This is a genomic window from Pseudomonas sp. NPDC096950 (assembly GCF_044762525.1).
GTDB lineage: Bacteria > Pseudomonadota > Gammaproteobacteria > Pseudomonadales > Pseudomonadaceae > Aquipseudomonas.
In genome coordinates, this window is record NZ_JBIWEL010000022.1 from 15,148 (window position 1) to 39,666 (window position 24,519).

21 protein-coding genes are annotated in these 24,519 nt (G+C 61.4%); 7 read left to right on the forward strand and 14 right to left on the reverse strand.

What is annotated here, in order from left to right; translation table 11 throughout:
• Nucleotides 1-172: 172 nt before the first annotated feature.
• The 8 genes from ACIQY3_RS26390 to ACIQY3_RS26425 all read right to left on the reverse strand — a co-directional run bounded on the left by ACIQY3_RS26390 (nucleotide 173) and on the right by ACIQY3_RS26425 (nucleotide 9,559).
• Entirely contained in the window at nucleotides 173-802 is a 630-nt protein-coding gene (locus ACIQY3_RS26390) for a glutathione S-transferase (protein WP_403025716.1), read from the reverse strand.
• A 198-nt stretch (nucleotides 803-1,000) separates the two neighbouring features.
• Entirely contained in the window at nucleotides 1,001-1,180 is a 180-nt protein-coding gene (locus ACIQY3_RS26395) for a hypothetical protein (protein WP_213940253.1), read from the reverse strand.
• Nucleotides 1,177-2,307 carry a PepSY-associated TM helix domain-containing protein gene (locus ACIQY3_RS26400; RefSeq protein ID WP_403025719.1) on the reverse strand — a complete coding sequence of 377 codons (1,131 nt, stop codon included), beginning with the start codon at nucleotides 2,305-2,307 and terminating at the stop codon, nucleotides 1,177-1,179. Before ACIQY3_RS26400 ends, ACIQY3_RS26395 begins: the two co-directional genes overlap by 4 nt.
• A gap of 71 nt (nucleotides 2,308-2,378) precedes the next feature.
• Nucleotides 2,379-4,808: a TonB-dependent siderophore receptor gene (locus tag ACIQY3_RS26405; protein WP_403025722.1), complete on the reverse strand. Its 2,430-nt coding sequence runs from the start codon at nucleotides 4,806-4,808 to the stop codon at nucleotides 2,379-2,381.
• A 344-nt stretch (nucleotides 4,809-5,152) separates the two neighbouring features.
• Complete coding sequence (locus ACIQY3_RS26410) at nucleotides 5,153-6,124, reverse strand: FecR domain-containing protein (RefSeq protein WP_403025725.1); 972 nt, start codon at nucleotides 6,122-6,124, stop codon at nucleotides 5,153-5,155.
• The gene (locus ACIQY3_RS26415; protein ID WP_403025728.1) at nucleotides 6,121-6,639 is read right to left on the reverse strand and encodes an RNA polymerase sigma factor; all 519 of its coding nucleotides are present in this window, start codon (nucleotides 6,637-6,639) and stop codon (nucleotides 6,121-6,123) included. The genes ACIQY3_RS26410 and ACIQY3_RS26415 overlap by 4 nt, the downstream gene beginning before the upstream one ends.
• Before the next feature lie 281 nt (nucleotides 6,640-6,920).
• A complete protein-coding gene (locus tag ACIQY3_RS26420) occupies nucleotides 6,921-7,628 on the reverse strand; it encodes a PolC-type DNA polymerase III (protein WP_403025731.1) in 708 nt (235 codons plus the stop codon).
• Entirely contained in the window at nucleotides 7,625-9,559 is a 1,935-nt protein-coding gene (locus tag ACIQY3_RS26425) for a putative nucleotidyltransferase substrate binding domain-containing protein (RefSeq protein ID WP_403025733.1), read from the reverse strand. Before ACIQY3_RS26425 ends, ACIQY3_RS26420 begins: the two co-directional genes overlap by 4 nt.
• 259 nt (nucleotides 9,560-9,818) lie before the next feature.
• Here ACIQY3_RS26425 and ACIQY3_RS26430 point away from each other — a divergent pair, with 259 nt between their 5' ends.
• A complete protein-coding gene (locus ACIQY3_RS26430; protein WP_054044186.1) occupies nucleotides 9,819-10,265 on the forward strand; it encodes a response regulator in 447 nt (148 codons plus the stop codon).
• A gap of 194 nt (nucleotides 10,266-10,459) precedes the next feature.
• On the opposite strand, the gene ACIQY3_RS26435 is transcribed toward ACIQY3_RS26430, so the two are convergent.
• A complete protein-coding gene (locus tag ACIQY3_RS26435) occupies nucleotides 10,460-12,637 on the reverse strand; it encodes a malate synthase G (protein ID WP_403025734.1) in 2,178 nt (725 codons plus the stop codon).
• A gap of 536 nt (nucleotides 12,638-13,173) precedes the next feature.
• On the opposite strand from ACIQY3_RS26435, the gene ACIQY3_RS26440 reads away from it, so the two are divergent.
• Nucleotides 13,174-13,692 (forward strand): glycine cleavage system protein R, encoded by a 519-nt coding sequence (locus ACIQY3_RS26440; RefSeq protein WP_192416792.1) that lies wholly within the window; start codon nucleotides 13,174-13,176, stop codon nucleotides 13,690-13,692.
• 229 nt (nucleotides 13,693-13,921) lie between these two features.
• On the opposite strand, the gene rarD is transcribed toward ACIQY3_RS26440, so the two are convergent.
• The 5 genes from rarD to ACIQY3_RS26465 all read right to left on the reverse strand — a co-directional run bounded on the left by rarD (nucleotide 13,922) and on the right by ACIQY3_RS26465 (nucleotide 19,823).
• Nucleotides 13,922-14,809: an EamA family transporter RarD gene (rarD, locus tag ACIQY3_RS26445; RefSeq protein WP_403025737.1), complete on the reverse strand. Its 888-nt coding sequence runs from the start codon at nucleotides 14,807-14,809 to the stop codon at nucleotides 13,922-13,924.
• A 176-nt stretch (nucleotides 14,810-14,985) separates the two neighbouring features.
• Complete coding sequence (locus ACIQY3_RS26450) at nucleotides 14,986-15,960, reverse strand: serine/threonine protein kinase (RefSeq protein WP_213940244.1); 975 nt, start codon at nucleotides 15,958-15,960, stop codon at nucleotides 14,986-14,988.
• A 209-nt stretch (nucleotides 15,961-16,169) separates the two neighbouring features.
• Complete coding sequence (locus tag ACIQY3_RS26455; RefSeq protein ID WP_403025740.1) at nucleotides 16,170-18,071, reverse strand: PhoX family protein; 1,902 nt, start codon at nucleotides 18,069-18,071, stop codon at nucleotides 16,170-16,172.
• A gap of 58 nt (nucleotides 18,072-18,129) precedes the next feature.
• Nucleotides 18,130-18,894 (reverse strand): TOBE domain-containing protein, encoded by a 765-nt coding sequence (locus tag ACIQY3_RS26460; RefSeq protein WP_403025742.1) that lies wholly within the window; start codon nucleotides 18,892-18,894, stop codon nucleotides 18,130-18,132.
• Between the two features lie 188 nt (nucleotides 18,895-19,082).
• Complete coding sequence (locus tag ACIQY3_RS26465) at nucleotides 19,083-19,823, reverse strand: ComF family protein (protein ID WP_403025744.1); 741 nt, start codon at nucleotides 19,821-19,823, stop codon at nucleotides 19,083-19,085.
• Nucleotides 19,824-19,914: 91 nt separating this feature from the next.
• On the opposite strand from ACIQY3_RS26465, the gene bioB reads away from it, so the two are divergent.
• The 5 genes from bioB to bioD all read left to right on the forward strand — a co-directional run bounded on the left by bioB (nucleotide 19,915) and on the right by bioD (nucleotide 24,502).
• Nucleotides 19,915-20,970 carry a biotin synthase BioB gene (bioB, locus tag ACIQY3_RS26470; RefSeq protein ID WP_403025746.1) on the forward strand — a complete coding sequence of 352 codons (1,056 nt, stop codon included), beginning with the start codon at nucleotides 19,915-19,917 and terminating at the stop codon, nucleotides 20,968-20,970.
• A 147-nt stretch (nucleotides 20,971-21,117) separates the two neighbouring features.
• Entirely contained in the window at nucleotides 21,118-22,296 is a 1,179-nt protein-coding gene (gene bioF / locus ACIQY3_RS26475) for an 8-amino-7-oxononanoate synthase (protein ID WP_403025748.1), read from the forward strand.
• Nucleotides 22,289-23,020, forward strand: coding sequence for an alpha/beta fold hydrolase (locus tag ACIQY3_RS26480; RefSeq protein WP_403025749.1), 732 nt, complete (start codon nucleotides 22,289-22,291; stop codon nucleotides 23,018-23,020). Before bioF ends, ACIQY3_RS26480 begins: the two co-directional genes overlap by 8 nt.
• Entirely contained in the window at nucleotides 23,013-23,825 is an 813-nt protein-coding gene (gene bioC, locus ACIQY3_RS26485; protein WP_403025751.1) for a malonyl-ACP O-methyltransferase BioC, read from the forward strand. Before ACIQY3_RS26480 ends, bioC begins: the two co-directional genes overlap by 8 nt.
• On the forward strand, nucleotides 23,822-24,502 hold the full coding sequence (gene bioD, locus ACIQY3_RS26490; RefSeq protein ID WP_163911225.1) for a dethiobiotin synthase: 681 nt from the start codon (nucleotides 23,822-23,824) through the stop codon (nucleotides 24,500-24,502). The genes bioC and bioD overlap by 4 nt, the downstream gene beginning before the upstream one ends.
• Nucleotides 24,503-24,519: the final 17 nt, after the last annotated feature.

Here is a 24,519-nt window from a genome sequence, read left to right on the forward strand (position 1 = left end):
AGGATCAGCGGGAAGGGGAGGTGTTGGCGACGCTGATTGTTGGGTTGTTTCCAGTAGATCCGGTGTGGTGCATTCGCGAGCAAGCCCGCTCCCACAGGGGATTGTATGAACAACACAAAACCAATGTGGGAGCGGGCTTGCTCGCGAAGAGGCCCGAACAGTCAGCGAAGCTCTAAGCCTTAGGCATCGTCGCCAGCATCGAGGCCCGCTGACTCACCTCAAAAAACCACTCGGCCAGTTTCGGATTCGCCGCGCGCCATTCCAGGTCTGGATGGCGCAAGTCGAGGTAACCCAAGGCACACGCCACGCTGATCGCCGCCACGTCGAAATGGCTGGTCAGTTCGGCAATCGCATCCGCTTCGAGCAAAGCCAGGGCGCGGTGGATCTTCTCGCGCTGGCCGTCGAGCCACTGGTCCCAGTGTTTCTCCGGGGCGCGCAGGGCTTGTTCGTAGCGAATCATCACCGCGGCGTCCATGATCCCGTCGGGCAGGGAGGCCAGGGTCAGGCGGCGCCAACGGGCCGAGCCGTCGCGCGGGATCAGCGGATTGCCGACATGCTGGTGATCGAGGTAATCGAGGATCACCCGACTGTCATGGATCACGTTGCCATCGGCCAGGCGCAGGGCCGGGATCTTGCCCAGCGGGTTGTCTTCGCAGAGCGCCAGGTCCGGACTGACCGGCGTCAATTGGCTAAGTTGCAGGGCCACGCGGTCGGTCTGACCGGTCTCGTGCAGCAGCACCGTGACTTTGCGAACGAAGGGCGAAGCGGGGTTGTAGAACAGGGTCATGCTCGGGGCGGACATGGCAGCGTCTCGATCGGTGGCAGTGCGGGGCAGCATAGCGTGTTGGTTCGATAGCTCAAGATCAGAAATGCCTGGATCAAAACTTGTGGGAGCGAGCCTGCTCGCGAAGAGGCCATATCAGTCGACAATGATGTTGTCTGATAGGCCGCTTTCGCGAGCAGGCTCGCTCCCACAGGGGGATGTGTGGTTTCTGGGGGATTAGCGGCGTTGCAACAATCCACGCAGGGCGAGGGCGGCGGGAATGCCCAGGCCCAGCCAGCTCAACGCGTCCCAAACCCCATCCCCCAGCAATGCGGAGAACAACCCCGCAGCGCTGAGCAGGGCAATCACCGTCGGCGTCGCAAACACTTTCCAGAAATTCGACTGCCTGGGTTTCATGCCGGATGCTCCACTTTCGCGAGCACCGGCTTCGCCGCTCTACGCCGCACGACCCACAGATAAACCCCGCTGCCGAGCACGATGATGGTCAGCACATCCAGGGTCGCCCAGAGGATTTTCATCGGCATGCCGCCGTAATCGCCGAAGTGCAGCGGCTGCGACATGCCCATCGCGTCCATGTACCACGGACGCTCGGCCACGGCGGTGACCTTCAGGGTGCTGGCGTCGATCAACACCGGGGTCAGCAAGTGCGAGGTCAGGTGGGTGCTGCCTTTCATGAACACCGCGTAATGGTGTTCGCTGGAGAAACGCGTGCCGGGGAAGGCGATGAAGTCCGGCTGCATGCCCGGCGCGACCTCCTTGGCGATGTCGAGCAGACGGGTGGCGGGGGCCAGTTGCGTCAGCGGCGGCGCATCCCGGTAAGGCGCGACCATCGCGCTCAGGCTGTCGTTGCGCCATGCGGCGATCAGCAGGTCGGCGCAGGCGCTGATCACACCGGTCACGCCAACCACCAGGGCCCAGGTCAGGGTTACCACGCCGATCAGGTTGTGCAGGTCGAGCCAGCGCAGGCGGGTGGATTTGTCCTGGCGCACGGTGGCGAATTTCAAGCGCCGCATGAACGGCAGGTACAGCACCGTCCCGGAAACGATCGCCGCTACGAACATCATCCCCATGAAAGCCAGCAGCAACTTGCCCGGCAGTCCGGCGAACATGTCCACGTGCAAACGCAACATGACCATCATCAACCCGCCATTGGCCGACGGCATTTCCAGCGCTTCGCCGGTGCGGGCGTCGAGCATGAAGGTGTGGGACGAGTTGGGCTCGGTGCCAGCGGTTTTCGCCATGATCGCGATCACGCCGTTGGGGTCTTCATCGTCGTAGCCGAAATACTGCATGACTTCGCTGGGACGATGTTTTTCAGCGGCCGCCACCAACTGCTGCAAATTCAGCTGCGGTGTCTCGGCCGGCATGACCTTCAACTCGGCGGCATCGCCCAGCAGATGGTCGATCTCGTGGTGGAAGATCAACGGCAGGCCGGTCAGTGCCAGCATCAGCAGGAACACCGTGCAGATCAGGCTGGTCCAGGTGTGCACGCAGGACCAGCGGCGAATTGTTTTACTTTTCATTTCATGGCCTTCAGAAATACCAAAGCCGTCCACAAGGACGGCTTGGTCATAGCGCGTGTCAGGTCAGGCGTTTACCACTTGTAGGACGCACTGGCGACGACGCTGCGTTGGTCGCCGTAGTAGCAGTAAAAACTATCGCAAGTGGAGATGTAGTCCTTGTCGAACAGGTTGGTGGCGTTCAGTGCCAGCGATGCGCCTTTCAGGCTGTTATCCAGACGACCCAAGTCGTAATGCACCGCCGCGTCGAACACCGTGTAGGCGTCAGCCTTGCCCAGCCAGGTGTTGCCCTGATCGCCATAAGTGTTGCCGGTGTAGCGCGCGCCCGCACCGATGCCGAAACCATCCAGCACGCCGTTGTGCCAGGTGTAATCGGCCCACAGCGAGGCTTGCTGGTTTGGCATCAGTTGCAGGCGATTGCCTTTGAAATTGCCTTTTTGCACTTCGGACTTGGCCAGGGTGTAGGCGGCGATGACTTTCAGGTTGTCCGTTACGTCGGAAACCGCTTCCAGCTCCAGGCCTTTAACCTTCACTTCGCCGGTCTGGCTGGTGATCGAGACGTTGTCCGAGTTGGTCGTGGTGACGGAGACGTTTTTCTGGGTCAGGTCATACACCGCAGCGGTCAGCAGAGTATTGCTGCCCGGTGGCTGGTACTTGATGCCCAGTTCCCACTGCTTGCCTTCCGTTGGTTTGAACGAATCGGTCGGCGAGGACGTGGCTTTGCTGGTCGGCTGGAACGACTCGGCGTAGGACAGGTAGGGCACGAAGCCCGAGTCGAACACATAGCTGACCGCCGCGTTGCCGCTGAATTTCTTGTCCCGCTCGGTGTTGGTCGCATCGCCCTTGTTGAAGAACGTGGTGCCGGTGTGGACCCAGTCCTCGCGCCCGCCGAGGGTCAGGCGCCATTGGTCGAGGGCCATCTGGTCCTGGACGTATACGCCGGTCTGGTAGGTCTTCTGGTCGTAGTCGTAGAACGCCGTCGAACGTGACGGGCGTTCGATGGGTTGGCCATAGATCGGGTTATTGACGTTGGTGGTCAGACCGTCGCCGAAGATCGAGGTGTAGTTGTTGTTGCTGCGCTGGTGATCGAGACCGATCAGCAGGGTGTGGCGAATGTCGCCGGTGGCGAAGTCACCCTGCAAGTTGTTGTCCACGGCGAACTGGCTGATGTCTTCGTCGACACTGGTGCTCGAGCGACCCACGTTGCCCTGGGCGTCAACTTGGGTGAACGGGTACGCACCTGGCGTCAGTGCCTGGAACGACAGGTCCGACTTGGTGTAGCGCAGGTTCTGCTTGAACTGCCAGACATCGTTGAAACGATGTTCAAAGGCGTAGCCCAGTGCGTAGTAGGTGCGGTCGTAGTATTCCCAGTCCGGGTCGCCCAGGTTTTTGTGATGGGAGATATCGCCGAGCGGCGAACGGATCTTCGTACCTTGCACCGGCAGGAACTGGCTGGTGATGCCGGTATCGTCGCGGGTGAATTGCGTCAGCAGCGTGAGCTTGGTGTCCGGGTCGATGTTCCAGGTCAGGCTGGGTGCGATGTTGTAGCGCTTGTTGTCGACGTGATCGACCTGTGTGCCGCTGTCGCGCAGGACGCCGCTCAGACCGTAGAGAAACCGGCCTTCCTCATCAATCTTGCCGGTGCTGGCAAAGCTGATCTGGCGATGGTTGTCGCTGCCGTATTGCAGCTGGATTTCATTGCTCGACTCGGCGCTGGGACGGCGGCTGACCATGTCCAGCAGGCCGCCCGGCGGGGTCTGGCCGTACACCGAAGAGGCCGGGCCGCGCAGCAGGGCCAGGCGATCAAGGTTCCAGGTTTCCTGTTTCGGGTTGGAGTAGACGCCCCGGGGCAGGGGCAGGCCATCGAGGAACTGGGTCGGCTCGAAACCGCGCACTCGCAGCCAGTCGTCCCGCGTGTCACTGCCGTAACTGCTGGCGGTGATGCCGGGCATGTAGCGCACGGCGTCATCCAGGTTTTGCACACCGCGATCTTCCATTTGCTGGCGGGTAGCGACGGAAATCGAACGCGGTGCTTCGACCAGCGCAGTGTCGGTCTTGGTGCCGGCAGCAGTGCGTGTAGCCAAGTAGCCTTCGACCGGACCCCAGGCGCTTTCAGCGTTTTCCACACCAATGACCGCCGTTTCCGGCAACGCCATCACGCCTTCCGGCACGGCCACCAGGCTGTAGGTGCCGGTGCTGCTTTGTTCCAGTTGCAAACCGGTGCCGCGCAAGGCTTCACGCAGCGCGCCGGTGGCGTCGAACTGGCCGTTGACCGGCGCCGAGGTCTTGCCCGCCGCCAGGGATGGATTCAGCGACAGCGCCAGACCGGCCTGGCTGGCGATCTGGTTCAGGGTGCTGGCCAATGGCGCGGCCGGCAGGTTGTAGGCGCGAACGCTGGACGCCTGTTCAGCGGCGATCAGTTGGCTGCTGGCCAGAGGGGCACAAAGGGCAATGGCGACCGCCAGCAAACTGGGGCGCAACAAGGTGTCGAGCGAACGGGACATACAGCGGCTCCTGAATGGAAATATTTCTCAATTGCCTAGGTGCCGAACGAGAATGCAAAAGTGATAGGGCTGGATGAAAATAATTTCGATTCACGACCAGGATCGTTCCCACGCTCTGCGTGGGAATGCCTCAATGGACGCTCTGCGTCCGCTTCGGCAGGGGACGCGGAGCGTCCCGGGCTGCATTCCCACGCAGAGCGTGGGAACGATCGATTCGTGATCTTCGCTGCGGCGGCTGGCCTCTTCGCGGGCAAGCCACGCTCCCACGGTTGATCTGAGGCGAACACAAAACCCCTGTGGGAGCGGGCTTGCTCGCGAAGGCGTCTTGCCAGACGCCGCAGGCCTCAAGGCTTGCCGTCAGCCTTCGCCACCGTCACCCACCACGGCGTGTGCTGTTCAATCTGTACCGGCAAGGTCGGCAGCAGCGCGCTCAACGCCTTGTCGGTGTCGTGCAACGGGAAGCTGCCGGTGATTCGCAGGTCGGCGACTTCCGGCGCCACGCCCAGATAGCCACGGCGGTAGCGGCCGAGTTCATGCACCAGGTCTTCCAGGCGCGCGTTGTCTACGACCAGCATGCCGCGAGTCCAGGCGTCGGCGCCGAGGTTGAGCGCGACGATCGGGCCCAGACCATTGCTGCGCATCAGCACTTGCTGGCCTTCGCGCAGGATCTGTTCCTCGGGGCTCGACTCCGGATGCGCCGCCACCGCCGATTGCAACACGCTCAGCCGCGTGCCTTCGTCTTCGCGCTTGACCAGGAACCGCGTCCCCAATGCGCGCATGCTGCCTTCGCGGGTTTCGACGATAAACGGCCGGGCATCGCCGTGACCGGTTTCGACGAGGATCTCGCCGTCCTGAAGGATGATCCGCCGCTGCTTCTCATCGAAGCGCACATCCACGGCGCTGTGGGTGTTGAGGTTGATCACGGTGCCGTCGGCCAGGCGCAAGGTGCGCTGTTCACCGGTGGCAGTGCGCTGATCGGCCAGCCAATAGTCGATAGGCAGGTAACGATCACCGGCGAACAGTGCCAGCCCGATCACCGCGACCACACTGGCCAAGCCACTGCCGAGCTTGCGCACTCGCCGACGGATGCTTTCGCGCGATTGCAGCAACGCCGTGCGGGCCGGGCCGCTGGCCACGCTGAAACGCTGATCGAGCATGCCCAGTTGGCGCCAGGCGCGGGCGTGTTCTTCGTGGGCGGCGTGCCATTTGGCGAACTCTTCGCGCTCGATCGGGCTGCCGGAATCCAGGGACAATTGCCAGGCAATCGCCGCATCCAGCACCTGTGCCGACACCGGTTTGGAACTGGCCGGACTCATACTGGCTCACCGTACAAGGCGATGTAGCACTGGCGAATGCCCTGGGCCAGGTACTGACGCACCCGTGGCACCGAAACCCCGAGTTTCTCGGCGATTTCACCGTGGCTCAGGCCATCGAGGCGGTTATAGAGGAAGGCTGCGCGGGCCTTGGTCGAGAGTTTGCCGAGCAGACGGTCGATAGCCTTAAGGTCTTCGAGGATCATCTGCTGCTCTTCCACCGACGGTTGTTCGCCTTCGGGAATCAGCATCAGTTCGGTGAGGTAGGCCTGTTCCAGCGCGGCGCGGCGGAAGTAATCGAACAGCAGGCCCTTGGCGATCGCCACCAGGAATGCGCGGGGTTCGCGCGGTTCCCGCAGTTCGTCACGGCCGAGCAGGCGGACAAAAGTGTCCTGGCTCAGGTCTTCGGCCCGTTGCGGGCATGCCACGTTGCGGCGCAGCCAAGCCAATAGCCAACCGCGATGGTCGCGATATAACGCACCGACGAGCTCGCTGTGAGGGCCTTGGACTGACGACACGTAGCATCACCGATTGGGAAGTGTTAACTAACGAGAATTGTTCGCGATTGTGTCAGAGGTGGGGGAGGTAAGCAATTAACGCTGGTCGGGTGGTTGTCGAGCAATGCGGTATGAAGTCGAACAACATTCTGTGGCGAGGGAGCTTGCTCCCGCTCGGCTGCGTAGCAGTCGTCAATCCGCAGAGCGGGGTTTGTCTGGGAAATGCAGGGGGCCGCTTCGCGCCCCAGCGGGAGCAAGCTCCCTCGCCACAAAAGCTTCCTGCCACAAAATTCATGCAAGATTTAAAACGAAGGCGCCCGCTGCCGCCGTTTCCACTGGCTGATTCGCTGCTGCAAATTCAACGGGCTATGAATCTGTTGCTGCCGCGCCCGGCTGAACAGAATCAATGCCAGCTCCGCCGTGGCCAATGCATCGGCGCTGGCGTTATGTCGCTCGAACACCTCAAGCTTGAACCACTCAATCCACTCATCCAGCCCGGCCTCGCGAATGTTCGCCTGCGGGCAGAGCAGCGGCGCGATGTCCGCCACATCCAGGAATGGATGCTGCAACTTGTAGCCCAGATGATCTTTCAGCGCGCGCCCGAGCATGTGCTGATCGAACGGCGCATGAAACGCCAGCACCGGGCTGTCGCCGAGGAACTCCATGAACTCCAGCAACGCCTCGGCCGGGTCGCTGCCGGCGGCGATCGCGCTGGGCCCCAGGCCATGGATCAACATGCTCGGCGCCAGTTTCAGATCGACGCATTGCAGGGTGCGTTCGAATTGCTGGCTGAAATCGATTGCGCCGTCCTCGATCACCACGGCGCCGATGGACAACACCCGATCCTTGTTCAGGTTCAGCCCGGTGGTTTCCAGGTCCAGCACTACCCAACGCTGCTCGCGCAGGCTGCATTCGCTCAGTCCGGCACCGGCCGGCAAGCGCTGCAGCCGCTGTTGCAGGGCCTCGGGTAACAGCGGGGTCGCCGGGCGCAACCATGAAAACAGGCTCATAACTGATACCGCAGGGTCAGGCTGCTTTGCAGGCGTTGGGCCTGGCGCAGGGATTCACGCAGGATGCGCCGGTCCAGATGATTGAGGCTGTCGGGATCGACGCGGTTGGAGTAGGGCAAATTCTCCCGGGTCTGTAGCTGATGTTGCTGCATGCGGGTTTGTTGGATGAAGTGATACGCCTCTTCGTACGCCGCGCCGTCCAGTGGGTCGATGACCTCTTTATCCACCAATTGCCGAAAGCGTTCCTGGGTGTTGTTGGCTTCGATGCCATTCGCCAGGGCGAGCAATCGGGCGCCATCCACAAACGGCGTCAGCCCTTGGACTTTCAGATCCAGCGTGGCTTTCTCGCCATTCTTGCGCGCCAGCACAAACTCACGGAATCGTCCTACGGGCGGACGGTTGCGCAACGCATTCTCGGCCATCATTCGCTGGAACAAACGGTTGTCCGCTACCTGATCGAGAATCCCTCGACGCAATTGCTCGCAGCCCTGCTCGTCGCCCCAGACCACCCGCAAGTCGAAATAAATACTCGATCCCAACAGGTTCTCCGGCGTCGCCTCACGAATAAACGCCGCGAACCGCCGCGCCCATTCAGCCCTAGACAAACACAGCTCGGGGTTGCCGGCCATGATATTGCCCTTGCACAGGGTGAAGCCGCACAGCGCCAGGCTGTGGTTGATTTGCTGGGCGATGGGCAACAGCTTGCCGCGAACCTCGGCGGCGTGGGCCGCGTCCCGGGCTTCGAACAGAATGCCGTTGTCCTGATCGGTGTGCAGGGTCTGCTCACGGCGGCCTTCGCTGCCGAAGCACAGCCAACTGAACGGCACGCCGGGGTCGCCTTTCTCGGCGAGGGTCAGTTCGATCACCCGGCACACGGTGTGGTCGTTGAGCAGCGTGATGATGTGGGTGATCTGGGTCGAGGACGCGCCGTGGGCCAGCATGCGCTCCACCAGTTGGCCGATTTCACCGCGCAGCGCCACCAGGTTTTCGACTTTCTGGGCGCTGCGGATGGTCCGCGCCAGGTGCACCAGATCGACCCGTTGCAGGGAAAACAGATCGCGCTCGGACACCACGCCGCACAGGCGATGGTCCTTGACCAGGCAGACGTGGGCGATGTGCCGTTCGGTCATGGCAATCGCCGCGTCGAAAGCGCTGTGATCCGGGGTTAGGAAAAACGGCGCCTGGGTCATGTGGCCCTCGATGGCTTCGTTGAAGTCATTGATGCCTTGAGCCACGACATGGCGCAGGTCGCGCAGGGTGAAAATGCCCAGCGGCGCTTTCTGTTCGTCGACGATCACGATGCTGCCGACCTGTTGCTCGTGCATCAGGGTCACGGCTTCGCGCAGGGGCGTGGTCGGGGTGCATGTCACTGGATGCCGCATGGCCAGTTCGCCCAGCCGGGTGTTCAGGGAATATTGCGTGCCGAGGGTTTCCACGGCTTTTTGCTGGACCTGCTGGTTGACCTGATCCAGCAGGCTGCTGACCCCGCGCAGGGCGAAGTCGCGAAAGGTATTGGAGAGGGCGAACAGCTTGATGAAGGCCAGTTTGTTCAGTTGCAGGCAGAAGGTGTCTTCGGCGGCCAGGTGTTCGGTGCGGGTTGCCCGCTCTCCCAGCAGCGCCGCTAGGGGGAAACACTCACCGGTGGTGATTTCGAAGGTGGTTTCGGTGCCGCCCTTGGCCGTGTGCGGGCGTTCGCCGACGACTCGACCTTGTTTGACGATGTAGAAGTGCTCAACCGGGCCGTCGGCGGGTTTGATGATGCTGTCGCCGGGCGCATAAAAGCGCAGCTGACATTGCTCCACCAGGTAGGCCAGGTGCGCATGTTCCATTTGATTGAAGGGCGGGAAACGCTGGAGGAATTGCAAGGTGCCCTGGATGTTCTGCAATACCGCGGTTTTCCCTGCCTGGGTGAAGGCGTCCGCTTTACTCATCACTATTACCGCAGTCTTTTTTGAATTGTTGTTGTCGGATTGTTCAGCCATGGTCGGCCCCTGTGCGCAGGGTGCCCATTGGACGTAAGTCTAGGTAGCCGGTGGATATGGCTATATTTCGGATATGCCCTACGCACATTGTGGGAAAACGTCTCATTTTTCCTCTAGGCAAAATATCCGACGAAGTGCACATTGAAGCTCTGCTTAGCGATGTCTGACCACTGTGCTAGGGGATTGAATAGAAAACGTAGAGAAAGCCATGTCCGACCACGATATTTTGAGTGACGCCGAGCGCGAGGCGCTCAGTGCGATCATGCTGGAGCCTGATCTTCCGCCGCAGCGGGTATTGATCGTCGATGACGACAAAGATGCCCGGGAGCTGCTATCGGAGATCCTTGGTCTGGATGGCATTCGTTGCATGACCGCTGCCAGTGGTGAGACCGCACTCAAAATGCTGGACGAGAAGCCGTCAATTGGCCTGGTGATTACCGATCTGCGCATGGGACATGTGGATGGCCTGGAATTGATCCGCCAAGTGCGTGAATCGGTCCGGGCGGCGATGCCGATCATCATTGTGTCTGGCGATGCCGACGTGGGGGACGCCATTGCCGCCATGCACTTGAGCGTGGTGGATTTCCTGCTCAAGCCGATTGATACCGGCAAGTTGCTGGCGTTGGTCAAGCATGAGTTGGGGATGGAGCCTTAGTTCACCCCTTTGAACGCTGCACATTCCCCTTGTGGGAGCGGGCTTGCTCGCGAAGGCGGAGTGTCAGTAAACATTTATTCGACTGACACTCCCTCTTCGCGAGCAAGCCCGCTCCCACAAGGGGAATGCATTCACAAATAAAAAAGCCCTGATCGAAAGATCAGGGCTTTTTCATTTACGGCGTCAGCGCTCAGTTACAGGCCATTGGCAGCCTTGAACTCGCGACGACGACGGTGCAAGACCGGCTCGGTGTAGCCGTTCGGCTGCTTAGTGCCTTCGATCACCAGTTCGACCGCCGCCTGGAAGGCGATGTTGCTGTCGAAGTTCGGTGCCAATGGACGGTACACCGCGTCATTGGCGTTCTGGCGGTCAACCACCGGCGCCATGCGCTTGAGGCTTTCCAGGACCTGATCTTCAGTAACGATGCCATGACGCAGCCAGTTGGCGATGTGCTGGCTGGAGATACGCAGTGTCGCACGGTCTTCCATCAGGCCGACGTCATTGATGTCCGGCACTTTCGAACAGCCCACGCCCTGGTCGATCCAGCGCACCACATAACCAAGGATGCCCTGGGCGTTGTTGTCCAGTTCGTTCTTGATCTGCTCTGCGGTCCAGCTCGGGTTCACGGCCAGCGGGATGGTCAGGATGTCGTCCACCGACGCGCGCGCACGTTTGGCCAGTTCGGCCTGACGGGCGAACACATCAACCTTGTGGTAATGCAGCGCGTGCAGTGCAGCGGCGGTCGGCGAGGGTACCCAAGCGGTGTTGGCGCCGGCCAATGGGTGAGCGATTTTCTGTTCGAGCATCGCCGCCATCAGGTCGGGCATCGCCCACATGCCTTTACCGATCTGGGCGCGACCTTGCAGGCCGGTGCTCAGGCCGATATCGACGTTCCAGTTTTCGTAGGCGCCGATCCACTTCTCAGTCTTCATGTCGGCCTTGCGCACCATCGGGCCGGCTTCCATGGAGGTGTGGATTTCGTCGCCGGTGCGGTCGAGGAAACCAGTGTTGATGAACACCACGCGCTCGCTGGCAGCCTTGATGCAGGCCTTGAGGTTGACCGTAGTGCGGCGCTCCTCGTCCATGATCCCGACTTTCAGCGTGTTACGCGGCAGGTCGAGCACGTCTTCGATGCGCCCGAACAGCTCGTTGGTGAACGCGGCTTCTTCCGGGCCGTGCATCTTCGGCTTCACGATGTAGACCGAGCCGGTGCGGCTGTTCTTGCGCGAGCTGGTGCCGTTGAGGCTGTGGATCGCCGCGAGGCAGGTCACCAGACCGTCGAGGATGCCTTCCGGCACTTCGTTACCGTCTTTATCGAGGATCGCGTCGATGGTCATCAAGTGGCCAACGTTGCGCACGAACAACAGCGAACGACCGTGCAGGCTCAGTTCCTTGCCATCGACGCCGGTGTAGGTGCGGTCGGCGTTCATGGTGCGGGTAAAGGTCTGACCACCCTTGGAGACTTCTTCCGACAGATCGCCCTTCATCAGGCCGAGCCAGTTGCGGTAGATCACCACTTTGTCATCGGCATCGACGGCGGCGACGGAGTCTTCGCAGTCCATGATGGTGGTCAGTGCGGCTTCCATCAGGATGTCTTTGATGCCGGCGGCGTCGGTCTGGCCGACCGGGGTGCTGGCATCGACCTGGATTTCGAAGTGCAGGCCGTTGTTTTTCAGCAGGATCGCGGTCGGCGCGGCGGCGTCACCGTGGAAACCGATCAACTGAGCGTCGTTGCGCAGGCCAGTGTTGCTGCCACCCTTAAGGGCGACCACCAGTTTGCCGTCAACGATCTTGTAGCCGGTGGAATCGACGTGAGTGCCGGCGGCCAATGGCGCCGCTTCGTCGAGGAAGGCGCGGGCGAAGGCGATAACCTTGTCGCCGCGAACCTTGTTGTAGCCTTTGCCTTTTTCCGCGCCGTCAGCTTCGCTGATGGCGTCGGTGCCGTAGAGCGCGTCATACAGCGAGCCCCAACGGGCGTTCGAGGCATTGAGCGCGAAACGCGCGTTCATCACCGGCACCACGAGTTGCGGGCCGGCCATGCGGGCGATTTCGTCATCGACATTTTGCGTCGTTGCCTGGAAATCGGCCGCTTCTGGCAGCAGATAACCGATGTCTTGCAAGAAGGCTTTATAAGCCACGGCGTCGTGCGCCTGACCGGCTCGCGCCTGGTGCCAGCCGTCAATACGAGCCTGGAAATCATCGCGTTTGGCGAGTAGGGCTTTGTTCTTCGGCGCCAGGTCATGAATGACCTTATCGGCACCGGCCCAGAACTTATCGGCGGTGAGGCCGGTACCGGGAATGGCTTCGTTGTTCACGAAGTCGAACAGGACTTTGGCGACCTGCAGGCCACCGACTTGAACGTGTTCAGTCATTGCTTGCCTCACTCTGCTCAGCTATTTCGCTTTTCAGCTCTTCAATTTTGACAATGAAGCCTCTGGCCATTTAAACCACAAACCCGTTCGCCAGTACATGCCCTCGCGGGCGGCTGGGTTCGGTCCAATCAACGGCTTGGAGGCCTTGCTGACGGGGCTTTCAGGGTTGCGAGTGTGCCGGTGGCAGACATCGATCCAACGTTATGTAGTGCGCGCTGCGGCATACTACATGATGAATTGCGCTTGTGAAAATTAGACTAATTACGTCGTTCTGCGACCCCATGACGCATTGCAGTCATGTCGGGGAACGGGATGTTCTCAAAAAACTATTGGATTGTTCCAGTTAAATATAAAAACTTGTACACGATTTGTTGATTCCGTCAGAGCGGCGGCGCGTCCCTTCACGAGCAAGCCCGCTCCCACAGGGATTGCGCCAACCCTGTGGGAGCGGGCTTGCTCGCGAAGGCGTCGGCCAATTCAACGCAGCAATAACCCTTGCCTATACTTCTCTTTCTATAACAAAAGAGGGCTGCGCCATGGACCACCTCGTACTCACCGTATTCGCGCCGGACAAGCCAGGGCAGGTCGAGCGCATTGCCCAATGCATTGCCGAGCATGGCGGCAACTGGCTGGAAAGCCGCATGTCGCGCATGGCCGGGCAGTTCGCCGGGATTCTTCGGGTGGGCGTGCCGGCCGAAGCCTACGACGAATTGGTCGATGCCCTGCAAGCCTTGTCGACCCATGGCATTCGCGTACTGATCGCTGAAAGCGGCATCGAACAATCCTGCACCTGGAAACCGATCGCCATGGAACTGGTGGGCAATGACCGGCCGGGGATCGTGCGCGACATCACGCGCTTGCTGAGTGAGCAGGGGGTGAACCTGGAACGTCTGGTCACCGAAGTGCGCCCGGCGCCGATGAGCAGCGAGCCGTTGTTCCACGCCGAGGCGATTCTCGCCGTGCCGCTGACCTTGTCCCTGGATGTGCTGCAATCGCGCCTGGAAACCCTGGCCGATGACTTGATGGTGGAATTGGTGCTGCGCAGTGATCCTTGAACCGCCGTCCCCAACCGGGTTATCCAAGTTAAACGTGCACCTGCCTGTGGATAACCTGTAGAAACTCGCCCCCAGGCCACGTCGGCCGGGGTTCTTCAGGATCTGATCAAAAAACCAGCAGTTTCAACAAGTTGCGCACAAACGCCGGGGATCACGCTGTGGATAACCTTGGGAAGGATTGATGCAGGCCACGCAGAACGTGGCCTGTGGAGGTTTGTACGTTTTCTGATCAGCTGCGCCGACGCATGCTGATCACCGCATCCACGCTGTAAATCGCCAGGCCTGCCCAGATAAAGATGAACGCCACCAGGGTGCTGGATGACAAGTGTTCGTCAAACAGCAGGACGGCTTGCAGCAGCACCAATGTCGGCGCCAGGTACTGGAGAAATCCGAGCGTGGTGTAGGGCAAATGCCGTGCAGCCGCGTTGAAACACACCAGCGGCACCAAGGTTACCGGGCCGGCCGCCACCAGCCACCAGGCTTCGGATGTGGTCCAGAACGCCGGTTGCGCACTGGCCGCTGTCGGATTGAACAGCAACCACGCCACGGCTATCGGCACCAGCATCCAGGTTTCCACCACCAGCCCGGGCAATGCCTTGACCGGCGCCTGTTTGCGGATCAGCCCGTAGAAGCCGAACGTCAGCGCCAGCACCAGCGACACCCACGGCAGACTGCCGACCTGCCACACCTGTTGCGCTACGCCAATCGCTGCCAGCCCCACCGCCACCCATTGCATGCGCCGCAGGCGTTCGCCGAGGATCAACATTCCCAGCAGCACGTTCACCAGCGGGTTGATGTAGTAACCGAGGCTGGCTTCGAGCATGCGCCCGTTGTTTACCGACCAGACGTAAGTCAGCCAGTTGGCCGCGATCAGCGTGCCGCTCAGGGCCAGGATCGCCAGGCGTTTCGGGTTGTCCCGCAACTCGCGCCACCAGCCCGGATGTTTCCAGACCAACAGCAGCAAGCCACCGAACAGCGCCGACCAGAGCACCCGGTGGATGATGATTTCTACAGCCGGCACCGAGGCGATGGCTTTGAAGTAGATGGGGAAAAGTCCCCAGATGATGTAGGCAGTGAGGCCCAGGATGTACCCGCGACGCGGGTTGGCGGCTTGCATGCAGAATCCTTGCTTAGGCAGCTAACAAAGGAGGGATTGTAAGGAGATTTGTCGAAATGGTCGCGGACCTTGTGGGAGCGGGCTTGCTCGCGAAGGCGGTGGGTCAGTCAACATATTTGCCGAATGACCCACCGCTTCGCGAGCAAGCCCGGCCCCACAGGGGGGATCAGGGTGTGTCAGAAGAGTTTCAGCGGTTCCTCGTTGAGCGCGGACAGTTGCTCGCGCAACGCCAACACCTGATCGCCCCAATACCGCTCACTGCCGAACCACGGAAAACTGTGGGGGAACGCCGGGTCATCCCAGCGCCGTGCCAGCCAGGCGCTGTAATGCATCAGGCGCAACGCGCGCAACGGTTCGATCAGCGCCAATTCCCGCGGGTCGAAGTCGTGAAACTCGTTGTAGCCGTCCATCAATTCCGACAACTGACCGAGACATTCCTGACGGTCACCGGCGAGCATCATCCAGATGTCCTGCACCGCCGGGCCCATGCGGCAGTCGTCGAGGTCGACAATGTGGAACATCTCGTCGCGGCACATCATGTTGCCGGGGTGGCAGTCACCGTGCATGCGGATGTTCTGGTGCGGCGTGGCCTTGTAGACCTCTTCCACACGCTTGAGCAGGTCGCGGGCAACGGACTCGTAGGCCGGCAGCAGGCTTTTCGGTACGAAATTGCCTTCGAGCAAGGTGTTCAGCGAATCGTGGCCGAAGTTTTTCACGCCCAATGCTTCACGGTGGTCGAACGGCTTGGTCGCGCCGACGGCGTGCAGGCGCCCGAGCAATTGCCCCAGGCGATACAGCTGATCCAGATTGCCCGGCTCCGGCGCGCGGCCGCCACGGCGAGGAAACAGCGTGAAACGGAACCCGGCGTGTTCATGCAGGCTGGCGCCGTTGTGAATCATCGGCGCGACCACCGGCACATCGCATTCGGCGAGTTCGAAAGTGAACTGGTGCTCTTCGAGAATCGCTTCGTTGGTCCAGCGCTGCGGGCGGTAGAACTTGGCGATCAGCGGCTCGGAGTCTTCGATGCCGACTTGGTAGACGCGGTTTTCGTAGCTGTTGAGCGCCAGAATGCGCGCGTCGCTGAGAAAGCCGATGCTTTCGACGGCATCGAGCACGAGGTCTGGGGTAAGGGTTGCAAACGGGTGGGCCATGCTGACTCCTGCGCGCAGCAGGCTGCCGCGTCCGGCCAAGCATGGTAGCGCAGACGGGGCTTCTATAGTGTTTGGGCTTGAGATGAGTGTTGTCTGGGCGGACGCCTTCGCGAGCAAGCCCGCTCCCACATTGGATCTTTGGTGTTCACACTACCTGTGACACACAGGAGATCCAATGTGGGAGCGGGCTTGCTCGCGAAGAGGGCCTGTCAGGCGCCGACGACCCCGCCGTCCTCGCGGGTAATCGCCATCACCGAAGACCGCGGTTTGCCATTCGGCAGGTGCTCGGGGAAGGTCGAACCACCGTTCTCTCCCGGATGCTGAATCCCGACGAACAGGGTTTTCTGATCCGGCGAGAAGCTGATCCCCGTCACCTCGCAACCAATCGGCCCGACCATAAAGCGGCGGATTTCCCCGGTTACCGGGTCGGCGCAAAGCATCTGGTTGTTGCCCATGCCCGCGAAGTCCCCGGCATTGCTGGAATCGCCATCGGTGAGAATCCACAAGCGTCCGGCCTTGTCGAACCCCAGGCCATCCGGGCTGTTGAACATGTTCTGCGGCGTGATGTTCGTCGAGCCGCCCTTCGGCGTACCGGCGTGGACACCCGGATTCCCTGCGACCACAAACAGATCCCAGGCAAAGCTTTTCGAACCGTGATCATCACGGTCGGTGCGCCAGCGCAGGATCTGTCCGTAAACGTTTTTCTCTCGCGGATTCGGCCCGCCGACCGGTTGGCCGTCTTCGCCGCGCTTGGCGTTGTTGGTCAGGGTGCAATAAACCTGGCCGTCCTTGGGGCTGACGACGATCCACTCCGGGCGGTCCATGCGCGTGGCGTTGACCACGCTGGCGGCGAGGCGCGCGTGGATCAGCACCTCGGCCTGATCGGAGAAACCGCTGCTGGCGTCGATGCCATTCTTGCCGTGGGTCAGTTCGATCCACTCGCCTTGGCCTTTCGGATGATCGGCGTCGCCGTCGCCCGCGTCGAAGCGCGCCACGTACAAGGTGCCGTGATCCAGCAGGTCGCGATTGGCTTTCGGATTCTTGTGGTTGATCTTGTCGCGGCTGACGAATTTGTAGATGAACTCGCCGCGCTCATCGTCGCCCATGTACACCACGGCGTGACCGTCCTTGGTTTCGGCCAGGGCGGCGTTTTCATGTTTGAAACGGCCCAGGGCCGTGCGTTTGACCGGCGTCGACTTCGGGTCGAACGGGTCGATTTCCACCACCCAGCCGTGACGGTTGAGTTCGTTGGGGTTCTTCGCCAGGTCGAAACGCGGGTCGTGTTGATGCCAGTTGATTTCCTTGCTGGCGGCCACCGCGCCGTAGCGTTTTTGCGCGGCATCGAATTTTTGCTCGGCGCTGCTGCTGCCGAAGCAATCGGTGAAATTCTCTTCGCAGGTCAGGTAAGTGCCCCACGGCGTCTTGCCGTTGGCGCAGTTCTGGAAGGTGCCGAGGACTTGCTTACCGTGCGGGTCGGCGCTGGTTTTCAACAGTTCGTGACCGGCCGCTGGACCGCTCAAGCGCAGCGGCGAGTTGCCGTGGATGCGTCGGTTGTAGCGCGAGCCCTGGACGAATTGCCACTGGCCGTTCTTGCGCTGCACTTCGATCACCGACACGCCTTCGCAGGCCAGGGCCTTGCGCACTTCTTCCGCCGATTGCGGCATGCCGCCGTGGGCGTAGAGGTAGCGGTAGTTGGTGTATTCGTTGTTGATCGCCATCAGCGCCCGGTCTTTTTCACCGGGAAACTCGAACAGGCTCATGCCGTCGTTGTTGTCGCCGAACTGCAGTTCCTGATGTTCGGCGCTGCCGTTGCCGCTCGGGTCGAACGCCGGACCGTTTTTCTGCAAGGGCTGTCCCCAGCTGATCAACACCGAGGACTTGTAGCCCGGCGGCAGGGTGATGGTGTCGGTCGTGGCGGCGGCGATGCTGTCGAAACCCAGCAGTTTGCTCGAGCCGGCACTGACACTCGCCGCCAGCACGCTGCGGCTCAGCAGGTTGCCACCGAGGAACATCGCCGCACCGCAGAGGGCGCCGGCGCTGATGAAACCGCGACGGCTGAGGCCGACCATTTTTTCCAGGTCGGTGGATTGGTGTTCTTCTAATAGGCTCACATCAGGCTCCCTGCGGGTTTTTGCAGTCACCTTAATGAGCGTTAGTGAAGGTTTTGTTTCAGAGCGGTGTACCGAGCAGGACGTTGGACGGCGCGAATTGCACCAGCACCGGTCGGTCGACGGCAAGGCCGGAGGTCTTTAAATGCAGCGGCTCGGCCAGGGCGCACAGCGTCTGGCCATTGGGCAGGCCGATGCGCACTTCGCTGGGGCCGTCTTCGGCGTCGAGGATTTCTTCGATTGTGCCCGTCAGGCAATTGTTGCCAGGTGTTGCAGCTTGATCGACGGCCAGTAATTCCAGCCACCCGGCCTTGATCAAGGCCACCACTTCGGTGCCGGTTTGCAGCTCCAGGCGCAGGGTGCTGTCGTGGGTGATCTGTGCGTCGATGCTCAAGCCTTCGGCCAGTTCCAGACGAATGCGGTCATTGCGGCCCTGGGATTCGATCGCCGCGACCTTGCCATGCAATTGATTGCGCGCGCTGGTGCGCAGCATCAGTCGGCCGAGCAGGTCGAGGTCGCTGGCATCTTCGGCCGCTTCCAGCACCTGGGCCTGCAACACTTGCAGCTTTTGATACAGGCGCAATACCCGTTGACCCTCTTCGGACAACTTGGCGCCACCGCCGCCCTTGCCACCGACGCTGCGTTCCACCAGCGGCTTTTGCGCGAGGTTGTTCAGTTCATCGATAGCGTCCCATGCCGCCTTGTAACTCAGACCCGCGCTTTTCGCGGCGCGGGTGATCGAGCCCTGTTCGGCAATGTGTTGCAGCAGGGCGATGCGCTGCGGGCGGCGGACAATGTGCTGGGATAACAACGTAGGCAAGGACATGGTGGGTGCTTTGAGCGGTGGCAATGGGAGGACGTTGGCGGCTTGAGGCTTGGGAGTCAAGTCAGTCGCCAAACCTTCCAGTTGAGCTCAGTCCCTGTGGGAGCGGGCTTGCTCGCGAAAGCGATCTGTCTGTCACATCGTTGTTGGATGTGTCGCCGTCTTCGCGAGCAAGCCCGCTCCCACAAGGGTTACGCGGTGTTGCCGGGTTTGGGGGTGCGGGCCAGGCAATAGACATCTACTCGGGCGGCACCAGCATTCATCAACAACCGCGCCAGGGTTTGCGCAGTGGCGCCGGTGGTCAGTACGTCGTCGATTAGCGCCAAATGACGGCCAATGACAGAAGCGCCCGGCGCGAGGGCAAAAGCGTTACGCAGGTTTCGCTTGCGGGCTTCGGCCTTCAGTTCCTGCTGCGCGCTGGTGTCTTGAATCCTCAACAACAGCGATTCGTCGCAAGGAATGTCCAGGTTCGCACTGAGCCAACGCGCAAGCATCGCCGCTTGATTAAAACCCCGCTGACGCAGGCGTTTGCTCGCCAGCGGCACCGGGATCAGCAGATCGGGTCGCTCAAGGTCTTCATCGAAGCGATGTTGCAGGAACTGTGCAAGAAGTTCGCCGAGCAAGCGGCCCAACGGCCACTTCGCGTTGTGTTTGAAGCGAGTGATCAGCGTGTCCACCGGAAAGCTGTAGCTCCAGGGTGCCGCGACTCGTTCGAAGGCTGGCGGTTGTTGCAGGCATTGGCCGCATGTCAGGCCGGAGGCGGGCAGCGGCAGGGCGCAGGTCTGGCAGTGCTCGCCAAGCCAGGGCAGCTCGGTTTCGCAGGCTGTGCAGATGGGTGTTGCGTCATCGGCAGCCTCTGAACAGAGCAAACAGGGTTGTTTGTTTTTTAACCAGATGTAAACCGGTCCTTCGTATCGTGGTTGACAGCGCATCGCTCTTCCTTAAATATGCCGAACATCCGTGTCGCGCCTGTGGGTATTCCATTCCCCAGCCGCTTGCCAAGCATAAATCAAGGAAACGCCCATGAGCGCCAGCACCTCTGCAACCCTGCGTCATGACTGGTCTTTGGCCGAAGTCAAAGCACTCTTCGTTCAGCCATTCAACGACCTGTTGTTCCAGGCGCAGACCGTGCACCGCGCGCATTTCGACGCCAACCGGGTCCAGGTCTCGACGCTGCTGTCGATCAAGACCGGCGCCTGCCCGGAAGATTGCAAATATTGTCCGCAGTCCGGTCACTACAACACCGGCCTGGAAAAAGAAAAACTGATGGAAGTGCAGAAGGTCCTCGAAGAGGCCGCTCGCGCCAAGGCCATCGGTTCGACCCGTTTCTGCATGGGCGCGGCGTGGAAACATCCGTCGGCCAAAGACATGCCGTACGTGCTGGAGATGGTCAAGGGCGTGAAAGCCATGGGCCTGGAAACCTGCATGACCCTCGGGCGTCTCGACCAGGACCAGACCGAAGCCCTGGCCCAGGCCGGCCTCGACTACTACAACCACAACCTCGATACGTCGCCGGAGTTCTACGGCAGCATCATCACCACCCGCACCTACGGCGAGCGTCTGCAAACCCTGGCCTACGTGCGTGAGTCGGGGATGAAGATCTGCTCCGGCGGCATCCTCGGCATGGGCGAGTCCCTTGATGACCGCGCCAACCTGCTGATCCAGCTGGCCAACTTGCCGGAGCACCCGGAGTCGGTGCCGATCAACATGCTGGTGAAAGTCGCCGGTACGCCACTGGAAAACGCCGATGACATCGACCCGTTCGACTTCATCCGCATGCTCGCCGTCGCCCGCATCCTGATGCCGCAATCCCACGTGCGCCTGTCCGCCGGCCGCGAAGCGATGAACGAGCAGATGCAAGCCCTGGCGTTCTTCGCCGGTGCCAACTCGATCTTCTACGGCGACAAACTGCTGACCACCGCCAACCCGCAGGCCGACAAGGACATGCAACTGTTCTCGCGCCTGGGCATCTTGCCGGAAGCTCGCGAAGAGCATGCGGACGAAGTGCACCAAGCGGCTATCGAGCAGGCGTTGGTGGAACAGAAGAGCAGCGAGCAGTTCTATAACGCGGCTGTCTGACCCGACACAAATCCAGTGTGGGAGCGGGCTTGCTCGCGAAGGCGGCGTGTCAGGCAACATTGAGGTCGACTGACACTCCCTCTTCGCGAGCAAGCCCGCTCCCACACTGGGATTGGGTGCATTCCCCTATTGATCTTCGAGGCCTGCATGTCTTTCGATCTCGCCGCACGCCTTGCTGCCCGTCGTGCCGAAAACCTCTATCGCCAACGCCCGCTGCTTGAAAGCCCTCAAGGCCCGGAAGTGGTGGTCGATGGCCAGCCGTTGCTCGCATTCTGTAACAACGATTACCTGGGCTTGGCCAATCATCCGCAAGTGATCGAAGCCTGGCGTGCCGGCGCGGCGCGTTGGGGCGTGGGTGGCGGGGCTTCGCACTTGGTCATCGGCCACAGCACGCCACACCACGAGTTGGAAGAAGCGCTGGCCGATCTGACTGGTCGCCCACGGGCGCTGCTGTTCACCACCGGTTACATGGCCAACCTCGGCGCGGTCACCGCGTTGGTCGGGCAGGGCGATACGGTGCTGGAAGACCGGCTCAATCACGCGTCATTGCTGGATGCAGGTCTGTTGTCCGGTGCGCGGTTCAATCGTTATCTGCACAACGACGCGACCAGTCTGGCCAAGCGTCTGGAGAAGGCCACCGGCAATACGCTGGTGGTCACCGACGGCGTGTTCAGCATGGACGGCGATATCGCCGACCTGCCAGCGCTGGCGCGGGAAGCCAAGGCCAAGGGCGCGTGGCTGATGGTCGATGATGCCCACGGCTTTGGTCCGCTGGGCGCCAATGGTGGCGGGATCGTCGAGCATTTTGGTCTGAGTCAGGAGGACGTGCCGGTGTTGGTCGGCACCCTCGGCAAGGCGTTCGGCACGGCGGGGGCGTTTGTGGCGGGTAGTGAAGAGCTGATCGAGAGCCTGATCCAGTTCGCGCGCCCCTACATCTACACCACCAGCCAGCCGCCGGCGCTGGCCTGCGCCACGCTGAAAAGTCTCGAATTACTGCGCACAGAACATTGGCGACGTGAACATTTGAAGACGCTGATCAGTCAGTTCCGCCGTGGTGCCGAGCAGATCGGCCTGGAACTCATGGACAGCTTCACACCGATCCAGCCGATCATGATTGGCGATGCCGGTCGCGCGGTGCGGCTGTCACAGATGCTGCGCGAGCGTGGCCTGATGGTCACCGCGATCCGGCCGCCCACCGTGCCGGCCGGCGGCGCTCGCTTGCGGGTGACCCTGACCGCCGCCCACAGCGAAGCGCAGGTGCAGCTATTGTTAAATGGACTCGCCGATTGTTTTGCACAACTGGGACCGGAGCCAAGCCATGCGTGATCGACTGATTCTGCTGCCCGGTTGGGGCCTCGGGATTTCACCGCTGGAGCCGTTGGCGGCAGCCTTGCAGGGCCTGGACGAACACCTGCGGGTCGAGATCGAGCCGTTGCCGGAACTGGAGTCGGGCGAGCTGGAAGAGTGGCTCGATGAGCTGGATTCGACCGTACCCCAGGATACCTGGCTCGGTGGCTGGTCACTCGGCGGCATGCTCGCTTCCGAGTTGGCGGCGCGGCGCGGTGATCGCTGCTGCGGCTTGCTGACCCTGGCGAGCAACCCTTCGTTTGTCGCCCATGAGCAATGGCCGCGTGCGATGCCCGGCGAGACCTTCGACGCGTTTCTGGCCGGTTGCAACGCCGATCCGCGCATGACCTTGAAACGCTTTTCGCTGCTCTGTGCCCAAGGTGCCGAAGACCCACGCGGACTGTCGCGATTGTTGTTGGGTGGCGCGCCGCATGCGTCGGCGCAAGTCCTGATGAGCGGCCTGGAAGTCCTCGCGCAACTGGATACCCGGCAAGCGCTACAGGCGTTTCGCGGCCCGCAACTGCATCTGTTCGCCGGCCTTGACGGACTGGTCCCGGCCGAAGCGGCGGGGGACTTGCTGGCGTTGTTGCCGGATGTCGAAATCGGCCTGATCGAACAGGCCAGCCACGCGTTTCTTCTGGAAGACCCCCACGGTGTGGCGGGGGCGATCCAGGCTTTTTTGCATGAGTCCGGTGATGACTGATTTATCCCTTCCCAACCTGCCCGCAGGCTTGCCCGACAAGCGTCAGGTGGCAGCGTCCTTTTCCCGCGCAGCGGCCAGCTACGACAGCGTGGCTGAATTGCAACGGGATGTTGGCAGCGAGTTGTTGCGTCGGTTGCCCGATGGTTTTGTACCCGGTCGCTGGCTGGACCTGGGCTGCGGCACGGGTTATTTCAGCCGTGCGCTGGGGGAGCGTTTTCCTGCGAGTCACGGCGTGGCGCTGGACATCGCCGAGGGCATGCTCAATCACGCTCGGCCCTTGGGTGGAGCGGCGCATTTTATCGCTGGCGATGCCGAGCGGTTGCCATTGCAGGATTCAACCTGCGACCTGATCTTTTCCAGCCTCGCGGTGCAGTGGTGTTCAGACTTCGCCTCGGTGCTCAGCGAAGCGTATCGGGCATTGAAACCGGGCGGTATTTTTGCGTTTGCTAGTCTGTGTGTCGGCACGTTGTATGAATTGCGCGACAGCTGGCGTCAGGTGGATGGCATGGTGCATGTCAACCGCTTCCGCGAGTTCGAGACTTATCAACAGCTGTGCGCGGCCAGTGGCTTGCAGGTTGTCAGCCTGCAAACCTGTCCACATGTGCTGCATTACCCGGATGTGCGCAGCCTGACCCATGAACTCAAGGCGTTGGGCGCGCACAACCTGAACCCTGGTCGGCCGGGCGGTTTGACCGGCAGGGCGCGGATCCTCGGCCTAGTCGAGGCGTATGAACAGTTTCGTCAGGCACAGGGACTGCCGGCGACTTATCAAGTGGTTTATGCCGTGTTGGAGAAACCCTTATGAGCGCAGCCTATTTCATTACCGGCACCGACACTGATGTCGGCAAGACCACGGTCGCCGCCGGTTTACTGCATGCCGCGCGGTTGGCCGGTTTAAGCACCGCGGCGGGTAAACCGGTGGCCTCCGGTTGTGAGGTGACCCCCAAGGGTTTGCGCAACGCCGACGCGTTGGCGTTGCTGGCGGAATGCTCGGTGCCGCTGACGTATGCACAGGTCAATCCGGTGGCGTTCGAACCGGCGATCGCTCCGCATCTGGCGGCGCGGGAGGCGGGTATTGCGTTGACGGTGCAGTCCTTGCTGACGCCGATGCGCGAGATCCTGGAGATGAATGCGGATTTCACGCTGATCGAAGGTGCTGGCGGCTGGCGCGTGCCGTTGGCGGATCAGGATAATTTGTCGGACCTAGCGATAGCCCTGGATCTGCCGGTGATTCTGGTGGTGGGTGTGCGGCTGGGTTGCATCAACCATGCGCTGTTGACGGCTGAAGCGATTGCCAACGATGGTCTGCAGTTGGCCGGATGGGTGGCTAACATCATCGAGCCGAAGACCTCGCGCCTGGAGGAGAACCTTGCCACGCTGGCTGAGCGGATACCCGCGCCGTGCCTGGGCCGGGTGCCGAAACTCAAGTCGGTGACGGCGGAGGCGGTGGCGGAACATCTTCAGCTGGATCTGCTCGATTAATGTTTTTGCCTATGACG

Excerpts from the sequence above, each read along its gene's own strand:
- ACIQY3_RS26435 (WP_403025734.1), bottom strand. The coding sequence starts at position 12,637 with ATGACTGAACACGTTCAAGTCGGTGGCCTGCAGGTCGCCAAAGTCCTG.
- ACIQY3_RS26390 (WP_403025716.1), bottom strand. The coding sequence starts at position 802 with ATGTCCGCCCCGAGCATGACCCTGTTCTACAACCCCGCTTCGCCCTTC.
- ACIQY3_RS26440 (WP_192416792.1), top strand. The coding sequence starts at position 13,174 with ATGGACCACCTCGTACTCACCGTATTCGCGCCGGACAAGCCAGGGCAG.
- ACIQY3_RS26395 (WP_213940253.1), bottom strand. The coding sequence starts at position 1,180 with ATGAAACCCAGGCAGTCGAATTTCTGGAAAGTGTTTGCGACGCCGACG.
- ACIQY3_RS26400 (WP_403025719.1), bottom strand. The coding sequence starts at position 2,307 with ATGAAAAGTAAAACAATTCGCCGCTGGTCCTGCGTGCACACCTGGACC.
- ACIQY3_RS26430 (WP_054044186.1), top strand. The coding sequence starts at position 9,819 with ATGTCCGACCACGATATTTTGAGTGACGCCGAGCGCGAGGCGCTCAGT.
- ACIQY3_RS26420 (WP_403025731.1), bottom strand. The coding sequence starts at position 7,628 with ATGAGCCTGTTTTCATGGTTGCGCCCGGCGACCCCGCTGTTACCCGAG.
- ACIQY3_RS26405 (WP_403025722.1), bottom strand. The coding sequence starts at position 4,808 with ATGTCCCGTTCGCTCGACACCTTGTTGCGCCCCAGTTTGCTGGCGGTC.
- bioC (WP_403025751.1), top strand. The coding sequence starts at position 23,013 with ATGACTGATTTATCCCTTCCCAACCTGCCCGCAGGCTTGCCCGACAAG.
- ACIQY3_RS26450 (WP_213940244.1), bottom strand. The coding sequence starts at position 15,960 with ATGGCCCACCCGTTTGCAACCCTTACCCCAGACCTCGTGCTCGATGCC.
- bioB (WP_403025746.1), top strand. The coding sequence starts at position 19,915 with ATGAGCGCCAGCACCTCTGCAACCCTGCGTCATGACTGGTCTTTGGCC.
- rarD (WP_403025737.1), bottom strand. The coding sequence starts at position 14,809 with ATGCAAGCCGCCAACCCGCGTCGCGGGTACATCCTGGGCCTCACTGCC.
- ACIQY3_RS26480 (WP_403025749.1), top strand. The coding sequence starts at position 22,289 with ATGCGTGATCGACTGATTCTGCTGCCCGGTTGGGGCCTCGGGATTTCA.
- ACIQY3_RS26425 (WP_403025733.1), bottom strand. The coding sequence starts at position 9,559 with ATGAGTAAAGCGGACGCCTTCACCCAGGCAGGGAAAACCGCGGTATTG.
- ACIQY3_RS26465 (WP_403025744.1), bottom strand. The coding sequence starts at position 19,823 with ATGCGCTGTCAACCACGATACGAAGGACCGGTTTACATCTGGTTAAAA.
- bioD (WP_163911225.1), top strand. The coding sequence starts at position 23,822 with ATGAGCGCAGCCTATTTCATTACCGGCACCGACACTGATGTCGGCAAG.
- bioF (WP_403025748.1), top strand. The coding sequence starts at position 21,118 with ATGTCTTTCGATCTCGCCGCACGCCTTGCTGCCCGTCGTGCCGAAAAC.
- ACIQY3_RS26410 (WP_403025725.1), bottom strand. The coding sequence starts at position 6,124 with ATGAGTCCGGCCAGTTCCAAACCGGTGTCGGCACAGGTGCTGGATGCG.
- ACIQY3_RS26460 (WP_403025742.1), bottom strand. The coding sequence starts at position 18,894 with ATGTCCTTGCCTACGTTGTTATCCCAGCACATTGTCCGCCGCCCGCAG.